The organism is Sinomonas sp. RB5, from assembly GCF_054063535.1.
On the sequence record NZ_JBSSGJ010000018.1, the window covers coordinates 47725 to 64251 of the forward strand.

General features: G+C 70.2%; 14 protein-coding genes. 5 read left to right on the plus strand and 9 right to left on the minus strand.

The features are described 5' to 3' along the window. The first annotated feature begins 59 nt into the window (after window positions 1-59). The 4 genes from ACVWWH_RS17400 (at window position 60) to ACVWWH_RS17415 (ending at window position 4601) form a co-directional block, all read left to right on the plus strand. Window positions 60-1403, plus strand: coding sequence for an MFS transporter (locus ACVWWH_RS17400; RefSeq protein ID WP_457317405.1), 1344 nt, complete (start codon window positions 60-62; stop codon window positions 1401-1403). A gap of 25 nt (window positions 1404-1428) precedes the next feature. Then, window positions 1429-2223, plus strand: coding sequence for a shikimate dehydrogenase family protein (locus tag ACVWWH_RS17405; protein WP_457317406.1), 795 nt, complete (start codon window positions 1429-1431; stop codon window positions 2221-2223). Between the two features lie 261 nt (window positions 2224-2484). Next, window positions 2485-3693, plus strand: coding sequence for an MFS transporter (locus ACVWWH_RS17410; protein ID WP_457317407.1), 1209 nt, complete (start codon window positions 2485-2487; stop codon window positions 3691-3693). 326 nt (window positions 3694-4019) lie between these two features. After that, window positions 4020-4601, plus strand: a complete 582-nt coding sequence (locus tag ACVWWH_RS17415) for a recombinase family protein (protein ID WP_457317408.1) — start codon at window positions 4020-4022, stop codon at window positions 4599-4601. 186 nt (window positions 4602-4787) lie between these two features. Here the strand turns inward: ACVWWH_RS17415 and ACVWWH_RS17420 are convergent, their stop codons facing one another. Genes ACVWWH_RS17420 through ACVWWH_RS17440 form a run of 5 tightly spaced genes read right to left on the minus strand, consistent with a single transcriptional unit; the run spans window position 4788 to window position 10180 of the window. Continuing rightward, window positions 4788-5657, minus strand: coding sequence for a 3-hydroxyacyl-CoA dehydrogenase family protein (locus ACVWWH_RS17420; RefSeq protein WP_457317409.1), 870 nt, complete (start codon window positions 5655-5657; stop codon window positions 4788-4790). A 4-nt stretch (window positions 5658-5661) separates the two neighbouring features. Next, on the minus strand, window positions 5662-6441 hold the full coding sequence (locus tag ACVWWH_RS17425) for an enoyl-CoA hydratase/isomerase family protein (protein ID WP_457317410.1): 780 nt from the start codon (window positions 6439-6441) through the stop codon (window positions 5662-5664). Continuing rightward, window positions 6441-7673, minus strand: a complete 1233-nt coding sequence (locus tag ACVWWH_RS17430; RefSeq protein ID WP_457317411.1) for an acetyl-CoA C-acyltransferase — start codon at window positions 7671-7673, stop codon at window positions 6441-6443. Before ACVWWH_RS17430 ends, ACVWWH_RS17425 begins: the two co-directional genes overlap by 1 nt. 33 nt (window positions 7674-7706) lie before the next feature. Continuing rightward, complete coding sequence (locus tag ACVWWH_RS17435; protein WP_457317412.1) at window positions 7707-8909, minus strand: acyl-CoA dehydrogenase family protein; 1203 nt, start codon at window positions 8907-8909, stop codon at window positions 7707-7709. A gap of 29 nt (window positions 8910-8938) precedes the next feature. Further along, window positions 8939-10180, minus strand: coding sequence for a CaiB/BaiF CoA transferase family protein (locus tag ACVWWH_RS17440; protein WP_457317413.1), 1242 nt, complete (start codon window positions 10178-10180; stop codon window positions 8939-8941). Window positions 10181-10295: 115 nt separating this feature from the next. Here ACVWWH_RS17440 and ACVWWH_RS17445 point away from each other — a divergent pair, with 115 nt between their 5' ends. Then, window positions 10296-11252 carry a LysR family transcriptional regulator gene (locus tag ACVWWH_RS17445; protein WP_457317414.1) on the plus strand — a complete coding sequence of 319 codons (957 nt, stop codon included), beginning with the start codon at window positions 10296-10298 and terminating at the stop codon, window positions 11250-11252. Here the strand turns inward: ACVWWH_RS17445 and ACVWWH_RS17450 are convergent. From ACVWWH_RS17450 to ACVWWH_RS17465, 4 genes are all read right to left on the minus strand, one after another. Continuing rightward, window positions 11247-12632: an NAD-dependent succinate-semialdehyde dehydrogenase gene (locus ACVWWH_RS17450; RefSeq protein ID WP_457317415.1), complete on the minus strand. Its 1386-nt coding sequence runs from the start codon at window positions 12630-12632 to the stop codon at window positions 11247-11249. The genes ACVWWH_RS17445 and ACVWWH_RS17450 overlap by 6 nt on opposite strands. Window positions 12633-12657: 25 nt before the next feature. Then, window positions 12658-13734: an alcohol dehydrogenase gene (locus ACVWWH_RS17455; RefSeq protein WP_457317416.1), complete on the minus strand. Its 1077-nt coding sequence runs from the start codon at window positions 13732-13734 to the stop codon at window positions 12658-12660. Between the two features lie 84 nt (window positions 13735-13818). Continuing rightward, complete coding sequence (locus tag ACVWWH_RS17460) at window positions 13819-15444, minus strand: flavin-containing monooxygenase (RefSeq protein ID WP_457317417.1); 1626 nt, start codon at window positions 15442-15444, stop codon at window positions 13819-13821. A 46-nt stretch (window positions 15445-15490) separates the two neighbouring features. Then, window positions 15491-16411, minus strand: a complete 921-nt coding sequence (locus tag ACVWWH_RS17465) for an alpha/beta hydrolase (RefSeq protein ID WP_457317418.1) — start codon at window positions 16409-16411, stop codon at window positions 15491-15493. Window positions 16412-16527 lie beyond the last annotated feature (116 nt).

The window sequence follows — 16527 nt, forward strand, 5'->3', positions numbered from 1 at the left end:
CCCGCGCCGCGGCCCCTCTCCCAGTCGGCGGCCCGAGCCCTCGGGGTGGCCGGCCCGCGTTGATCGTCTCCTCGCTGGGCTTCTTCCTGATCACCCTCGACATCCTGATCGTCAACGTCGCTCTGACCCGGATCGAGGCGGAGCTGGGCGGAGGAACGGTCGCGCAGCAGTGGGTGATCGACGGGTACACGCTGTTCTTCGGCGCGTTGCTGCTGCTGGCGGGGAACGTGTCCGAGCGGTGGGGGGCGAAGCGGGCGCTCGTGGTCGGCACCGCCCTCTTCGCCACGACGTCGTTGGCGTGCGGGCTCGCGCCCTCGATCGGGGTACTGGTCGCGGCGCGCTGTGGGCAGGGGGTGGCCGCCGCCCTGATGCTGCCTGCGTCGATGGCGCTGATCCGCGAGCAGTTCCCCGAGGCGGCTCCGCGGGCGCGGGCGCTGGGCATCTGGGCCGTGGGCGGCGCGGTCGCCGCCGCGGCGGGGCCGCTTCTCGGCGGGCTCCTGACCACATTGGACTGGCGCTGGGTTTTCCACGTCAACGTCCCGGTCGGCCTCGGCATGCTCGCCATCCTCCGCGCCGTCGGCCCCTCCTCCCACCGCTCTGCGCCCTTCGACTGGTACGGTCAGGCCCTCTCCCTCGTCGGGCTCTCCGGACTGGTCTACGGCCTGATCCGCGGGGGCGCGGCCGGCGTCGCGGATCCGTCCGTGATCGCCTCCCTCGTCGTCGCCGCGGTCGCTCTTGCCGCGTTCTTCGTCGTGGAGGCGCGCCGCGAGCATCCGATGGTGCCGTTGGGTCTGTTCCGTCCTGCGGACCTGCGGATCTCGCTGGCGGCGGGGTTCGCGTTCATGGTCTCCTGGTACGGCACGGTCTTCATCGCGAGCCTCTACCTCCAGCAGCACCTCGGGCTGTCCCCGCTGCTGGCAGGGCTGGCGTTCCTTCCCTCGGCGCTGGTCAGCGTGCTCGGCAACCTGGCCAGCGGGCCGCTGACCAACCGGTTCGGCGCGCGGCTGCCGGTGTTGACCGGCTTCGCGGGCATGGTCGTCGGCCTCGTTGGCCTGATCCTGACCGCACCTCTGGGCTCGCCGTGGCTGACCTCCGTCCTGATCGTGCCGATCGGCGCGGGCGGCTCGGTAGCCATGCCCGCGGTGACCTCGCTCGTCCTGGCGGCCGTGCCCGCGGACCGGGCGGGGACCGCCAGCGCCGTATTCAACACCTTCCGGCAGGTTGGCGGTGCGGTCGCGATCGCCGTGTTCGGTGCGCTGATCGCCGCCCCGGCCGGGTTCCTGCCCGGGCTGCGCCTGAGCTTCGCGATCGCAGCCGCCGTCGCCGCCGGCGCCGTGCTCGGTGCGCTGGCGATCGGCCGTCGGCCCCGGCCGGGGGCCTCGGACGCGCTGCCTCCCTCCTGATCCCTCCACCAAAGAAAGAGCCCTCATGGTCGACCAGCTCAGCGGCGCTTCCCGCCTGTACCCGATCATCGGCGACCCTGTGAAGTATGTGCAGTCGCCCGTCTGGCTCACCCGCACCTTCGCCGAGCGCGGCCACAACGGTATCTGCGTCCCGGTCGAGGTGGACGAGGCGGGCCTGGACGCGGTCATGAAGGGCCTGGCGGCCTCGGCCAACGTCGACGGCGTCCTCGTCACCATGCCGCACAAGAACGCCGCGTTCGCCTACTGCGCCACCAGCGACCGCCGCGCGAGCCTCTTCGGCGGGGTCAGCGTCATCCGCCGCAACCGCGACGGAAGCTGGCACGGCGACATGCTCGACGGCCTCGCCTTCGTCAGAGCCCAGCGTGTCCGTGGCGCGAGGATCGAGGGGTCCCGGGCGCTCCTGATCGGCAGCGGGGCCGCAGGCAGCGCGATCGCCTACGCGCTCCTGGATGCCGGGGTCGCCGAGCTCGCGCTCCACGACGCCGACCCCGCCAAGGCCCATGCCCTGGCCGAGCTGCTCGCTGGGCCCGCAGGCGGCCGACTCGTCGAGGGATCGCCGGACCCGACCGGATTCGACCTCGTCCTCAACGCCACGCCCCTCGGACTGCATGACGGAGATCCCTCGCCGATCGACACCGGCCGGCTGACCTCACAGATGCACGTCGGCGACGTGATCGCCGGGCACGGCACCACCCCGCTCATCGCCGCCGCGCGCGCCGTCGGCTGCACGGCCGCCGACGGCAGCGAGATGGTCGCGGCCGTTCAGGACCTCATGGCCGACTTCTTGCTCGCCGAGTAGCAATCCAGCACGGAACGGCCAGGATCCCGACGGGCTCCGGCCATTCCGTCCCCGCCATCCTCGCGAACCGGTCAGAACCCGGACGGACCCGGGTTCATGTAGAACGCCCCCCGACGCTGCGCGCCCCGTCGGACGAGACAGGACCTGTCAGGTCCTGGTTCAACCGGTCCTTCCGCGCGCGCCGCCGGCGCGGCAGCGTGGACGACGGGCGGCCGCCGACAGACGAGTCACCCCCATGCCGTGATGAAGGAGAGCCCCCGCATGCAGCAGACCACCGCGCCGGCCCGACAGGCCGGTCAGCGCCTCCCGCTCGTCGTACCCCTGCTCGCGCTGGGCACGTTCCTGATGATCACCACCGAGTACATCGTCTCCGGCCTCCTCCAGGAGATCGCGGCCGACCTCGGCGTCGGCGTCGCCCAAGTAGGCCTGCTCATCACAGCCTTCGCCGTCGGCATGATCCTCGGCTCGCCGACGATGGCGCTCGCGACGCTGCGCCTGCCCCCGCGCGCGGCCCTCGTCCTGGCACTGATCGTGTTCGCACTCGGCCACGTCGTCGCCGCCCTCAGCGGCGGCTTTGCCCTCCTCCTCGTCGCCAGGTTCTTCACAGCCCTGGCCTCCGGCGCGTTCTGGGCCGTCGCCTCCGCAGTCGCCACGACCGCCGCCGGGCCGGAGCGCAGCACTCGCGCCCTCGGCGTCATGATGAGCGGCGTCGGCCTGGCCACCGTCGTGGGCGTGCCGCTCGGCTCTTTCGCCGGACAGCTGCTGGGGTGGCGCGGCACCTTCTGGGCCCTGGCGGTCCTCGCGCTGCTCGCCGCGCCCGTCATCGCGAGGTTGACACCCCGCGACGCCGACTGCACCGTCCCATCGGTCCGCGGCGAGCTGGACGCCGTGGCGACCCGGCGCATGGTGATCCTCGTCGTCGCCACGGTCCTTGCCACCGGCGGGTACATGACCGCCTTCAGCTACCTCTCCCCGCTGGCGACCGAGCGTGCAGGGATCCCCGGATGGGCCGTGCCGCTGGTGTTCGTCGCCTTCGGCGTCGGCGCGGTCATCGGCGCCGACCTCGCCGGGCGCTTCGCCGACCGACGGCCCCTGACCACCTTCGTCGCCACGACCGGCGGGACGATCCTGCTGATAGCCCTGCTCGTTCCGCTGTCGACCTCCGCCGCCGCCCTGTTCCCGCTCATACTCCTTCTGGGCGTCGCGGGCATGGGCATCCCGCCCGTCGGCACCGGGCTTGCCGTCCGGTTCGCCCCGGCCGCACCCACGCTGGCCGCAGCCCTCGCGGTCTCCGCCTTCAACGGCGGTACTGCCCTGGGCACCTGGGCAGGGTCGATCGCCGTCGGCTCCTCGCTCGGCACGGTGGGTCCGCTGACCGTTGCCCTGGCGATGGCCCTGCTCGGACTGGTCGTGCTCCTCGTCATGGCGGTGCTCCGGCTGACCGACGACGAGGCGAGTCGGGCCGTGTGACGCCTAGGCGAAGACGGTCTCGCGTCACTCGGATGAGAAGCGGCCCGATCCCCGGCTCATTGCCGGGGATCGGGCCCTAGAAAGCTGCCTCGGAATGGCGGAGCGTAAACGACTCGTCGATGACACGAGAGGATCTGGCACCGCCACACCGGGTGGACCAAAAAAGCGGTGCAGGGGCGGAGTCAACGCCCACACGCACAGCCGAACCCCCATCACCTTGAAAATTCAACAGAGTGTCGGCATCCTTCCTGTCCCAGCAATGTGTCTCACTTCGGTATTCTCAACTTCGACGAGATTTGACCTTTGTCTGGACCGAGAGGGGCGGGATGGCACGGCTTGGGTATGCGCGGGTGAGTTCGGCGGAGCAGGACACGGCGCTGCAGATCCGAGATCTCGAGGCAGCCGGGTGCGAGCGGATCTACCGCGACCATGGCGTGAGCGGCACCCGGGCCAGTCGGCCGGAGCTGGACAGGATGCTCGACCGCCTCAGCCGGGGCGACGAAGTCGTTGTGTGGAAGCTCGACCGGCTCGGGCGCAATACCCGGAACCTGCTCGAGCTGCTCGATACGTTCAAGGCCAAGGGCATCAGGTTCCGCTCGCTGCGCGACGGCATCACCACTGACCCGGACACCGAGCTCGGAGGGGCCATGGCCCAGGCCATGATCACCATCATCTCCGCCTTCGCCCAGCTCGAACGCGACCAGCTCTCCGAACGGACCCGCGCGGGCATGGCCGCAGCAGCGGCCAACGGGCGCCGGGCCGGCCGCCGCGAGGTCACCGCCGAGGACCCGAGAGTGAAGCGGGCGCGCGAGCTGAAGGCCCAGGGCCTCAGGCCGGCGGACATCGGCAGGGTCATCGGCGTGGGCCGGGCCACCGTGTACCGCTATTTGAGTCTCGAACGTATTTGAATGCGTGGAACTGAACCGTAGCGTCCAGTCCAGCTGGCCTCACGCCTTCGCTGCGAGAGCCCCGGGGGCCCGAGCGATTGCCTGCTTGGCCTTTGAATGCAGGCGCTCCGACCGTCTTGATCTGCCTGCGGTTCCCGGGGGCCAAAAGTCGTCCCCTAATTGGCATTCATGGGCCGTTACTGAAGGTCAGTTCCAGTCGTAGAAGCCTTTGCCGGTCTTGCGGCCGAGCTCGCCGGCGGCGACCTTGTCGCGCAGGATCTGGGGCGGGGCGAAGCGGTCGCCGAGGGTGGAGGCCAGGTACTCGGCGATGCCGAGCCGGACGTCCAGTCCCACGATGTCGGTGGTCTTCAGCGGCCCGGTGGGGTGCTTGTAGCCGAGCACCATGGCGTTGTCGATGTCCTCGGCGGACGCCACGCCCTCCTCGACCATGCGCATCGCCTCGAGCGCGATCGCGACGCCGAGGCGCGAGGACGCGAACCCGGGGGCGTCCTTGACCACCACGGCCGTCTTGGCGAGCCCGGCGACCCAGGCCCGGGCCGCGGCCTCGGTCTCCGCGGACGTCTTCTCGGCGATGACGACCTCGATCAAAGTCGAGGCGGGGACCGGGTTGAAGAAGTGCAGGCCCAGGAACCGCTCCGGGCGGGCCAGGGACTCGGCCAGCTTGGACACCGACAGCGAGGAGGTGTTCGTGGCCAGGAACGCGCCCGGGGCGAGCTCGGCCTCGACCGCGGTCAGGGCCTGGGTCTTCAGGGCCGGCTCCTCGGGCACGGCCTCGACCACGAGGTCCCGGCCGCGGAAGTCGGCGTAGTCCACGCTCGTGGAGAAGGACTCGAGGATCTCGTCCAGGTTCCCCTCGGCCGCGCCGCGCTCGATCGACTTCGCCACCGACGCCTCGACCCGCTCCCGGGCCCCCTGGGCGGCCTGCTCGTCGCGCTCGACGACGACCACGTCCGCCCCGCCCATGAGGAACGCGTGCGCGATCCCGGCGCCCATCCGCCCGCCGCCGAGCACTCCCACGCGTGCGGGCAGCCCCTCGGCCAGAGTGATCTTTCCCATGTGTCTACTTCTTCTTTCGGTCGAGGAATGCCTGCATGCGGTCGAACTTGGCCTGGGACTCGAACAGCATGCCCTGGGCCAGGGTGTCGATGAGGGGGTGGACCTCCCGCGGGCTGTGGAACACGGCCTTGGAGATCCGCACGGCCAGCGGGTCCTGGGCGCCGATCCGGTCCGCGAGCCGGTGCGCGGCCGGGATCAGGTCCTCGGCCTCCACGAGCTCGGTGACCAGGCCCGCGGCGAGGCACTCGGCGCCCTTGAGCACGCGCCCGGCCAGGAGGACCTCCTTGGCCAGCGGCTCGCCGACGAGCTCGCGCAGCCGCCACGTCGCCCCGGCCGCGGCCATGATCCCCAGCCCGGTCTCGGGGTTGCCCACCCGCAGCGAGGGAGTGCCGATGCGGAAGTCGGCCGCGTAGGCCAGCTCGGCCCCGCCGCCCAGCGCATAGCCCTCCAGCGCGGCGATGACGGGCATGGGGAGCTTGGCGATCCGGTCGAACACTGTCGAGTTGATCCCCGCCAGCGCGTCGTCCCGGCGCCGCTCGCGCAGCTGGGCGATGTCCGCGCCCGAGGCGAAGACACCCTTCGCACCCGTCTCCGGGTCGGCCGGCGTGCCCGAGAGGATCAGCACCTTCGGGTTCTGCTCGAGGTGCGCGCAGACGGCGTGCAGCTCGTCCACCATGGACTGGTCGATCGCGTTCCTGACCTCGGGCCGGTGCAGCCTGGCGTGCAGCCGGTCCTCGGTCTCCTCGACCCGTAGTGTCGTGAAGCCGGAGGCGTCCAGCCCCATCAGACCCCCTCGACCAGCAGGGCGGTGCCCTGGCCGACGCCCACGCACATCGTGGCCAGGCCGAGCCTCCGCCCGCCGCCCGCGCCCGCGAGCTCGCGCTCCATCCGGCCCAGCAGCGTCACCACGAGGCGGGAGCCGGAGGAGCCGAGCGGGTGGCCGAGGGCGATCGCGCCGCCGTCGGCGTTGACGATCTCCTCGTCCAGCTTGAGCTCGCGCATCACGGCCAGGGACTGCGAGGCGAAGGCCTCGTTCAGCTCCACCGCGCCCAGGTCCGCCACGGAGACGCCCTGGCGCTCGAGGACCTTCCGCGTGGCCGGGACCGGGCCGATGCCCATGATCTCCGGGGCCACCCCCGCCGAGGCGCCGCCGAGGATCCGCGCCCGCGGGGTGAGGCCGAACCGCTCGATGGCGGCCTCCGAGGCCACCACGATCGCCGAGGCGCCGTCATTGAGCGAGGAGGCGTTCCCGGCGGTGACCACGGAACCGCCCTTCACGACCGGGCGCAGCTTCGCCAGGACCTCCATCGAGGTGCCCGGGCGCGGGCCCTCGTCGGTGTCCACCACCGTCTGGGCGCCCTTGCGGCCCGTGACCGTCACGGGCACGATCTCGTCGGCGAACCGACCGGCCTCGATCGCGGCGAGGGCCCGCTCGTGGGAGCGGACCGCGAACGCATCGCAGTCCTCGCGCGAGGTGTCGAAGACGCGGGCGACCTCCTCGGCCGTCTCCGGCATCGAGAACGTTGCCTTCCCGTCCCGGGAGAGCTCCCCGGACAGGAAATTCGGGTTCGGGAAGCGCCACCCGATCGAGGTGTCGAACACGGCCCCCGGCTTGGCGAACGCCGTCGCGGGCTTCTCCATCACCCAGGGGGCACGGGACATCGACTCGACCCCGCCGGCCACGACGAGGTCCGCCGCCCCGGCCTTGACCATGTGCGAGGCCATGATGATCGCGGACAGGCCCGAGGCGCACAGACGGTTCACCGTGATGCCCGGCACGCTGTCCGGGAACCCGGCCAGCAGCCACGCCATCCGGGCCACATTCCGGTTCTCCTCGCCCGCCCCGTTGGCGTTGCCCAGGATCACCTCGTCCACGAGGGAGGGATCGATCCCGGCCCGCTCCACCGCGGCCCGCACCGTCAGCGCCGCAAGGTCATCCGGACGCACTGCCGAGAGCGCACCCCCGTACCGCCCCACCGGGGTCCGCGCCCCGCCGACCAGAAAAGCCTCAGCCATGTCTTCTCTCCTTGTACGTCAGTCAGTCGTGAGTCACTTGAACGCGGACATGCCGGTGATGTCGCGGCCCACGATGAGGGACTGCATCGAGTCCGTGCCCTCGTAGGTGGCGACGACCTCCATGTCGGTCATGTGCCGGGCGATGTGGTTCTCGAGCAGCAGGCCCTGGCCGCCGAGCATGTCGCGGGCCTCGTTGCAGATCCATTTGGCCTTCTGCGAGGTCGCCATCTTGACCATCGCGGCCTGGGCGTTGGTCAGGTCCCCCCGCTCTGCGAGATCGGCCATGCGATTGCACATGAGCTGCATCGCGGTCAGTTCGCTGAGCATGTTCGCGAGCTTGTTCTGCACGAGCTGGTACGAGCCGATCGGGTTGCCGAACTGGATCCGTGTCTTGGCGTACCCCGAGGCGATCTCGAACGCCGCCATGGCGTGGCCGACGGCCTCCCAGGCTGCACCGCCGCGGGTGGCCTGCAGGACGCGGGCGACGTCCTTGAACGAGCGGCACCCGGTGAGCCGGTTCGCCTCGGGGACGCGCAGGCCTTTGATGACGATGTCCGCCTGGAGGATGGCGCGCTTGCCGATCTTGCCCGTGATCACCGTCGGGTCGTACCCGACGGGGTAGGTCCCGTCGGGGCCCTTCTCGACGACGAAGCAGTTGACATTGCCATCGTCGGCGTTGCGGGCGAAGAGCACGATCACGTCGGCCGCGTGGCCGTTGCCGATCCAGCGCTTGTGCCCGTCCAGGACCCATACGTCGCCGTCGCGGCGGGCGCTGGTCTCTAGTGCCACCGAGTCCGAGCCGTGGTCCGGCTCCGTCAGGGCGAAGGCTCCTGTCGTCGTGATCCGGGCCAGGGAGGGCAGCCAGCGCTGCTTCTGCTCCTCGCTGCCGAGCATGCTCAGCGTGCCCATGCAGAGGTTGGAGTGGACCCCGAGGAAGGTGTTGATGCTCCCATCGGCCCGGGCCATCTCCCGTGCCACCATGCCGGCGGCCTTCCGGCTCATCCCGGGACACCCGTAGCCCTTGATGAACGTGCCGATGATCCCCAGCTCCGCGATGCCTGGCAGGAGCTCGTAGGGGAACTCCGCGCGCTCCCAGTACCCGTTGATGACTGGGAGGACCCGGTTCTCGGCGAAGTCGCGCACCTTGTCGCGGATCGCGATCTCTTCCGGGGTGAGGTCGTCGTCGAGGTGGAAGTAGTCGGAAGTCGCGGTGCGTTCGGTGGTGGAGGTCGACATGGGGGGTCCTTCGGGGGCTTCGGGCGGATTCAGGGGTGGCTGGGGCGGCTCTGCTCGAGCCAGGAGAGGATCGCGGCCCGGTCTGCGTCGAGCCCGGGCGGGAGCAGATCGTAGGAGGCCGGTGTGCGCGAGAACGCCACCGGGTTCCGGATGCCGGGCAGGGCGCCGTCGCCGTTGCCGACCGAGACGACGGGCTCGAGTCCGATCTCCTCGGCGAATTCGATGCCTCCGCGGACATCGTTGATGGGAGCGCAGGGCAGCCGGGCGGCGGTGAGGATGTCGAACCATTCGGCCGCGCTGTGGACGGACAGGAGGCCGATGAGGAGAGGCCGCAGGGTCTCCCGCGAGATGCTGCGCTCGTGCGCCGTCGCGAACCGGGGGTCGTCCCGGAGTCGCGGCGCCCCGAGGGCGTCGCAGAGCGCCCTGAACTGCCGGTCGTTGCCGATGGCGAGGACGATCTCGCCTTCCGCCGTCGGGAAGGGCCCGTAGGGGAAGATGCTCGGGTGGTCATTGCCCAGGCGCGCCGGGACCTTGCCGCTGAGCAGGTACCCCGCCGTCTGGTTCACCATCCCCGACAGGGCCGAGGACATCAGGTTGACTTCGATCTGCTGGCCGGTCCCGCTGGTGGCGCGCTCGTTGAGCGCTGCCAGGATGCCGACGGCGGCGTGGAGGCCGGTCATGACGTCGAACACCGCGACCCCGGATCGGTACGCCGGAGTGTCTGCCGCGCCTGTGAGGCTCATGAGGCCGGACATGGCCTGGACGAGCAGGTCGTAGCCCGGCAGTGCGGCGCCGCCGGCGGTCCCGAAACCGGTAATCGAGGCATACACGACGGCCCGGTTCACCTCACGGACCGTCTCGTAGTCGAGGCCGAACCGCTCGAGTCCGTGCGGCTTGAAGTTCTCGATGACGACATCGGCGCGGCCGGCGAGGTTGCGGGCGGCCGCAAGGTCCTCCGGGTCGTTGAAGTCGAGGGCGATCGAGCGCTTGTTGCGGTTGATCGAGAGGTAGTACGTGGATTCGCCGTCGCGGACTGGGGGCTTCCAGGCGCGGGTCTCGTCGCCACCGTGTCCCTCGACCTTGAGGACAGTGGCTCCCATGTCCGCGAGGAGCATCGTGCAGTAGGGGCCGGCCAGGACCCGGCTGAAGTCCGCGACCACGAGGCCGGCCAGCGGGCCGGACGACCTGCGGCCGAACGCATCATGGACCGCGGGGGCGGCCCCGGGCGGGACGCTGGCATCCTGCTCCGTGGTGATCAATTGCGCAGTCATCCCAACTCCTCTGTCGACGTCTGCGGCGGCATACAGCTACGGTCCCACCGATGATTACTGCGCGTCCAATACCTATTGATGGCCATATATATGCCTCGGATGCAATAATCTGGACATGGAGTTGCAGCAGATGCGGGTCTTCCTGGCCGTCGCCGAGGAGCTTCACTTCGGCCGGGCGGCGGAGCGGCTGCACATGGCGCAGCCGCCCGTCAGCCGGACCATCCGGCAGCTCGAGCGCGAACTGAAGGCAGACCTGTTCGTGCGCAGCACGCGCAACGTGCGGCTGACGGAGGAGGGCGTTGCCCTCGTGGAGCCGGCCCGGGAGATGCTGGAGTCGGCACGGCGCGCCGAGTCCGCGGTCCTGGCCGCGAGCCGCGGCGAGGCCGGCCTCGTGCGTGTCGCCTATTCGGGGGCTTCCACCCACGTGCTGATCGGCGTCCTCGCGCGGGAGGTCCGGCGGCGCTACCCGGGGATCACGTTCGGCCTGGACAGCCAGAACTTCGCCCTGCCCGCGCTCGGGAAGGTCCTGCGGGGCGAGGTCGAGATCTGCCTGGGCCGCTGGGACCTGGTCCCGGGGGGCGTCAGCACACGGGTCATCGCCACGGAGCATCTCGTCGTGGCGGTCCCCGCCTCCCACCGGTTTGCCGGGCAGGACGAGGTTCACATGGCCGATCTGGCCGAAGAGTCGTGGGTCTCGCTGCCTCCGTACGAGGGTTCCGTCCTCATCGACCGGCTGCGCCGCCTCAGCGTGGAGGCGGGATTCGACGCCGAGATCGTCCAGGTCGTCCCGGACTCGTGGACCGCCATGGCGCTCGTCGGCGCGGAAGTGGGTTGCTCCCTGACCCTGTCCTCGATGGCCGAGAATGTGGTCGACCCCCACGTCAGGTTCCTCAGGGTGCTCGATCCGACGCTGCCGATCCAGCTGCGGATGGCGTGGATGCCCAACGAGGAGAGCAAGGCGCTGGGCGCCGTCCTCCGGCTCGCCGAGGCCGTGTGGCCGTCCGGCGAACCGGAGGGAACGGGAACGGCCCCTCAGGGCGGTTCCCATTCCGGTCCCGGCTCGGGCCTATGAGGCGGTGGCGGGCTTGGGGGTGCGGACGAGCTTCTTGTTGGCGAACTCGTTGATGCCGTAGCGACCGAGCTCGCGTCCTACGCCGGAGAGCTTGACCCCGCCGAACGGCAGGTCCGGGGCGCTTCGGCTGATCCCGTTGATCCAGACCATTCCGGCCTCGAGCTGGGCGGCGATCTCCCGCGCGGCGGCCTCGTCCCCGGTGTAGACCGAGGCCGCGAGGCCGTAGGGCGAGTCGTTGGCGATCTGGACCGCCTCCGCAGCGGACGAGGCGCGGTGCAGGACGGCGACTGGGCCGAACAGTTCCTCGGAGTAGGCCCGCATCCCCGGCACGACGCCGGTGAGCAGGGTCGCGGGGAAGTACGCTCCCCCACCCTCCGTGGTCTCCCCGGCGACCGCGGCGGCGCCGCGGGCGACGGCTTCGTCGACGATCTCCGCGAGCTCCTCGGCCGCCGCGCGTGAGGAGAGCGGGCCCAGCCTGGTCCCCGGGTCTGTGGGGTCGCCGGCCTGGACCGATGTCATCGCCTCGGCGAAGCGCGTGCGGAACTGGTCGTAGACGGCATCCTCGACGATGAAGCGCTTCGAGGCAGTGCACGCCTGGCCCGCGTTGTAGAGGCGGCCGGCGAGGGCGTCGGCGACGGCCCTGTCGAGGTCGGCGTCGGCCAGGACGATGAACGGGTCGGAGCCGCCCAGCTCGAGGACGAACTTCTTCAGGTGCCGGCCCGCGACCTCCGCGACCGCCGCACCGGCCTTCTCCGACCCGGTCAACGACACGCCCCGGACCCTCGGGTCCGCGACCATGGCCGCGATCTGGCCGCTAGTGGCGAACGCGTTCGTGTACACGCCCTCCGGCACGCCCGCCTCACGCAGGACGGCCTCGATGGCGAGGGCGGACTGGGGGCAGTTGCGGGAGTGCTTCACGATCACCGTATTGCCCAGGGCCAGGTTCGGCGCCGCGAAGCGGGCCACTTGGTAGTAGGGGAAGTTCCAGGGCATGACGCCGACGATCGGGCCGATCGGCTCAGTGCGCACGATCGCCTCGCCGGGTCCGGCGATGCTCAGCTGCTCATCCGCTAGGAACTCCTCGGCATGGTCGGCGTAGTACTCGTAGATGTTCGCCACGAGTGCCACCTCGCCGCGCGCCTCCGCGATCGGCTTTCCGACCTCGAGGGTCAGCAGGGCGGCGAGCTCCTCGGAACGCTCGCGGTGCAGCTCCGCCGCCCGCCTCAGGACGGCCGCCCGGTCCTTCAGCGGCGCCTTCCGCCACGACGCGTAGGCTCCGGCAGACTGGGCGAGGACCTCCTCGACCTCGGCATCGCTCAGCGCGGGGAAGGACGCCACGGACTGGCCGGTGGCGGGATTGACGGTCTGGTAGATGCTCACGGGAATGCTGTCTTTCCTTGCAGGGTCAGGACATGGAGGAGGCGGCACCGAGGACGATGCGCCCCGGAACCCCGCCGTTGGCGAGCCTGTCGAGGGCCGCATCGACCTCGGAGGCACTGAGCGTCCCCTCGATGATCGGGATGTGGGGCAGCGCGCCGGTCTTGGCGAGGGCAACGAGTTCGCCCAGCTCACCCAGCGAGCCGACGAAGCTTCCCTGGATGGTGATGATCTTGAGCGTCAGCAGTGCAGTCGGCACGGTCAGCTCTCCCCCGAAGAGGCCGACCTGCACCATCCGACCGCCCTTCTGGAGGATGTCGAAGGCCACCGATGCCGTCTTGCCCGTGTTGACGAAGTCGATGACGGCCGCGACGGGACCGCCGAGCGCACCCGTGATCGCCGCCGCCAGATTGTCCTGATCCGCGCGGACCACCGTGCTGGCACCCAGTTCGCGAGCAAGGCCGAGGTTGCGCTCCTGGAGGTCGACGGCGCATATCTCACGGTGCCCAAGGGCGGCGAGGGTCGCGATGGCCGTCAGGCCGACACCGCCCGCGCCGATGACGACGACGGGAACGGTGGGCGTGTCAGGCAGTGCCTTCCGCGCCGCGCTGTACGCCGTGAGACCCGAGCACGCCAGCGTTGCCGCCCAGCTCTCGTCGAGGCCGTCGATGTCGAGCAGGTACCGCGGATGCGGGACGGCGATGTACTCCGCGTAGCCGCCGTGCCGCGCGACTCCGAGGTTCTGCGGGGCCGGGCACAGGTTCTCGTGACCTGCGCGGCAGGCATCGCACGAGCCGCAGCCGATCCAGGGGAAGACGAGCCTGGTCTGGCCGACCTCGACCCCGGTCGCCTCGGGACCGACCGCCTCGACCACGCCGACCACCTCGTGCCCCATGACCATGGGATAGGTCATCCCACGGTCGAGGAGGTTGAGCCTGCCCCGGCTCCCGAGATCGTAGTAGCCCTCGCGCAGATGGGTGTCGGTGTGGCAGATCCCCGAGCGCACCACGCGGAGCCGGACTTCGGTCCCGGTGGGCTCGTGGGTGGGCAGCTCGATGTCCGCAATGGCGTGGGCAGTGTTGCTGAGAACAGCGTAGGCGTGCATGGAATCCCTCTTGGTCGGATCGTTGCAGGATCGACAGTGCCGGGCGCCGCGTGGGGGCTCGACGGCCCCCACGCGGCGTTGCGGCTAGACGACGGCAGGCGAACGGAGCTCGAAGCCCTCGTAGCCCTTCTGGGCGACCTCTGCGAGCACCCCGCGGTAGGCCCCGAGCCCAGCCATGTAGAACATGACCGTGTTCGGCTTGCCGGGGATGTTGGCGCCGAAGATCCACGAATCGGCCTTCGGGAACAGGGTCATGTCCGCGATCTCGCGGCAGGTCTGGGTCCACTTCTCCTCGGCCTCGACGGTGGGCTCGATGGTCGTCACGCCGTCGGCCTCCGCGGTGCGGATCAGCTCGGTGATGAACTCGACCTGGGCCTCGATCGACGGCGGCAGGTTGGTGAAGGGGCCGTTCGGTCCGAGGATCATGAACAGGTTCGGGAAGTGCGCCGTGGTGACGCCGACGTAGCTGGTCGGGCCGTCCTTCCAGTGGTCCTGGATGGTGAGGCCGTCGCGGCCGCGGATGTTCATGCGGAGGTAGTTGCCGTCGACGGCGTCGAAGCCGGTGGCGAAGACGATCACGTCCAGCTCGTGGACCACGCCGTCCGCCGTGCGCACGCCCTCGGAGGTGATCTCCTCGATCGGGTTCTCCTTGATGCTCACCAGCTCGACGTTGTCCCGGTTGTACGACTCGTAGTAGTCCCAGTTGCACAGCGGCCTCTTCGCGTAGAGGTCGGTCGGTGTGAGCTTGCGGGCCGTCTCCGGGTCTTTGACGATCTCGGCGATCTTCCTGCGGATGAAGGCCGCTGCCGCCTCATTGGCCTCGGGGTCGGTCGCGATGTCGCAGAAGGCTCCGAACATGAAGTGGAAGCCGTTGCCGCGGTCCCAGGCAGCCTGGAAGCGGTGCTCGCGCTCCTCCTCCGAGACGCTCATGGCGGGGACCGTGCTCTCCTCGAAGCCGAAGGCGACGACCGAGTTGCGGACCTGCTCCCAGATCTCGTCGTACTTCTCCCGCTTCTCCTGAACGTACTCGGGCGTGACCGGACCGTTGCCGGAGGGGACGCTGTACTGGGGCGAGCGCTGGAAGACGGTCAGGTGCGAGGCGATCTTGGAGGCGGCGCAGACCACCTGCGTGCCGGTGGAGCCGGTGCCGATGACGCCGACGCGCTTGCCCGTGATGTCCAGGTCGTCCGGCCAGGCGCCCGTGTGGACGATCCGGCCCTTGAAGGTCTCCATGCCCGGGAACGTCGGGAAGTTCGTCGAGGAGAGCAGCCCCAGCGCCGAGACGATGTAGCGGGCGGTGTAGGCCGCGCCGTCGCCCGTCCTCACGGTCCACCGGTCCGTCGACTCGTCGAAGTCCATGGCCGTGATCTCGGTGTTGAGCTGGATGTCACGGGCCAGGTCGTGCTTCTCGACGACCGCCTCGAGGTAGGCAAGGATGTCGGGCTGGTTGAGGTACCGGTGGTCGTAGTCCCACTCCTGGAGCATCTCCTTGTCCCAGTAGTACCGGTACACGAAGCTCTCGGTGTCCGACATGGCTCCCGGGTACCGGTTCCAGTACCAGGTGCCGCCCACGCCGCCGGCGCGGTCGAAGGCACGGACCTTGAGGCCCAGCTGGTCGCGCAGCGTGTGGAGCTGGTAGATGCCGCCGAAGCCGGCGCCGATGACGATGGCATCGAAGTTCTCGGCCGGCGTGTTGTCCTGTGCACTCATGATGAGGACTCCCTTGTCTCTCGGGTCAGATGGGGTTCGGTGAGGGTCAGGCGCGGTACCACTGGGCGATCTTGGCAATCTCCTGGTCCGCCTCCGGCGCACGGCCCGCAAGGAACGGGAAGACGTGCTGCTGGCCGGGCGCGATGGACAGCGTCACCTCGACCCCCGCCGCCTGCGCCCTCTCGACGAGCCGCGTCGCGTTGTCGAGCAGGGCCTCCGCGCCGCCCGCGTTGACGTAGAGCTTGGGGAACCCCGTGAAGTCCGCGTAGAGCGGGTTGGCGAGCGGGTTGTCCGGGTCGGTCAGGCCGCCCAAGACGCCGGCGATCATTCCTTCGAGGAGCCCCCGGCTGATGAGGGCGTCGGTCGCATCGTTGGTCACGAGCGTCTCGCCGGAGTTCTCCATGTCGAGCCACGGGGAGAAGGCGATGACAAGGCCCGGGAGGGGCTGGCCCTGCTCGCGCAGGGCGAGGGGGATGGCGACGGCGAGGTTCCCGCCGGCGGAGTCACCGATGGTCGTGATGTCCTCGGCCTTGATGCCGCGCTCGAGCAGGGCCTTGAAGACGGCCACTCCGTCCTCGATCTGCGCCGGGTGCGGATGCTCGGGGGCGCGGCGGTAGTCGAGGACGAAGGCCGTCACGCCGAGGGCCTTGGCGACGTGGGCCGCGAGCTTGCGGTGGCTCGAGGCCGAGCCGACGGCGAAGCCGCCGCCGTGCGTGTAGAGGAGCACACGGGCCCTGTCGGCGCCGGCGGGGAAGGCCCAGATGCCGGGCACGCCGCCGACCGTCTCCTCCTTGTAGGTCACGTCCTCGGGCTCGGCCGTCGGCTGGTGCCACTCGTCGAAGATGCTCCGGAAGAGGCGCATCGTGAGCTCGCTGCTGGCCATGATGTCCGACCAGTCGGCGTAGAGGCTGCGGAGGCTCTCCGACTCGCGGGAGACCGTGGCCGAAGAGCCCTGGGTGATAGTCATCGAGATACTCCTTTGTACGTCTGGCCTCCGTGGGGAACATCGGTGTGATCGGGGCCACTGCATCGAGTGTCCCGTGGCACAAGACCCGTCGACTGTTCCGATGTGGAACACCGCCC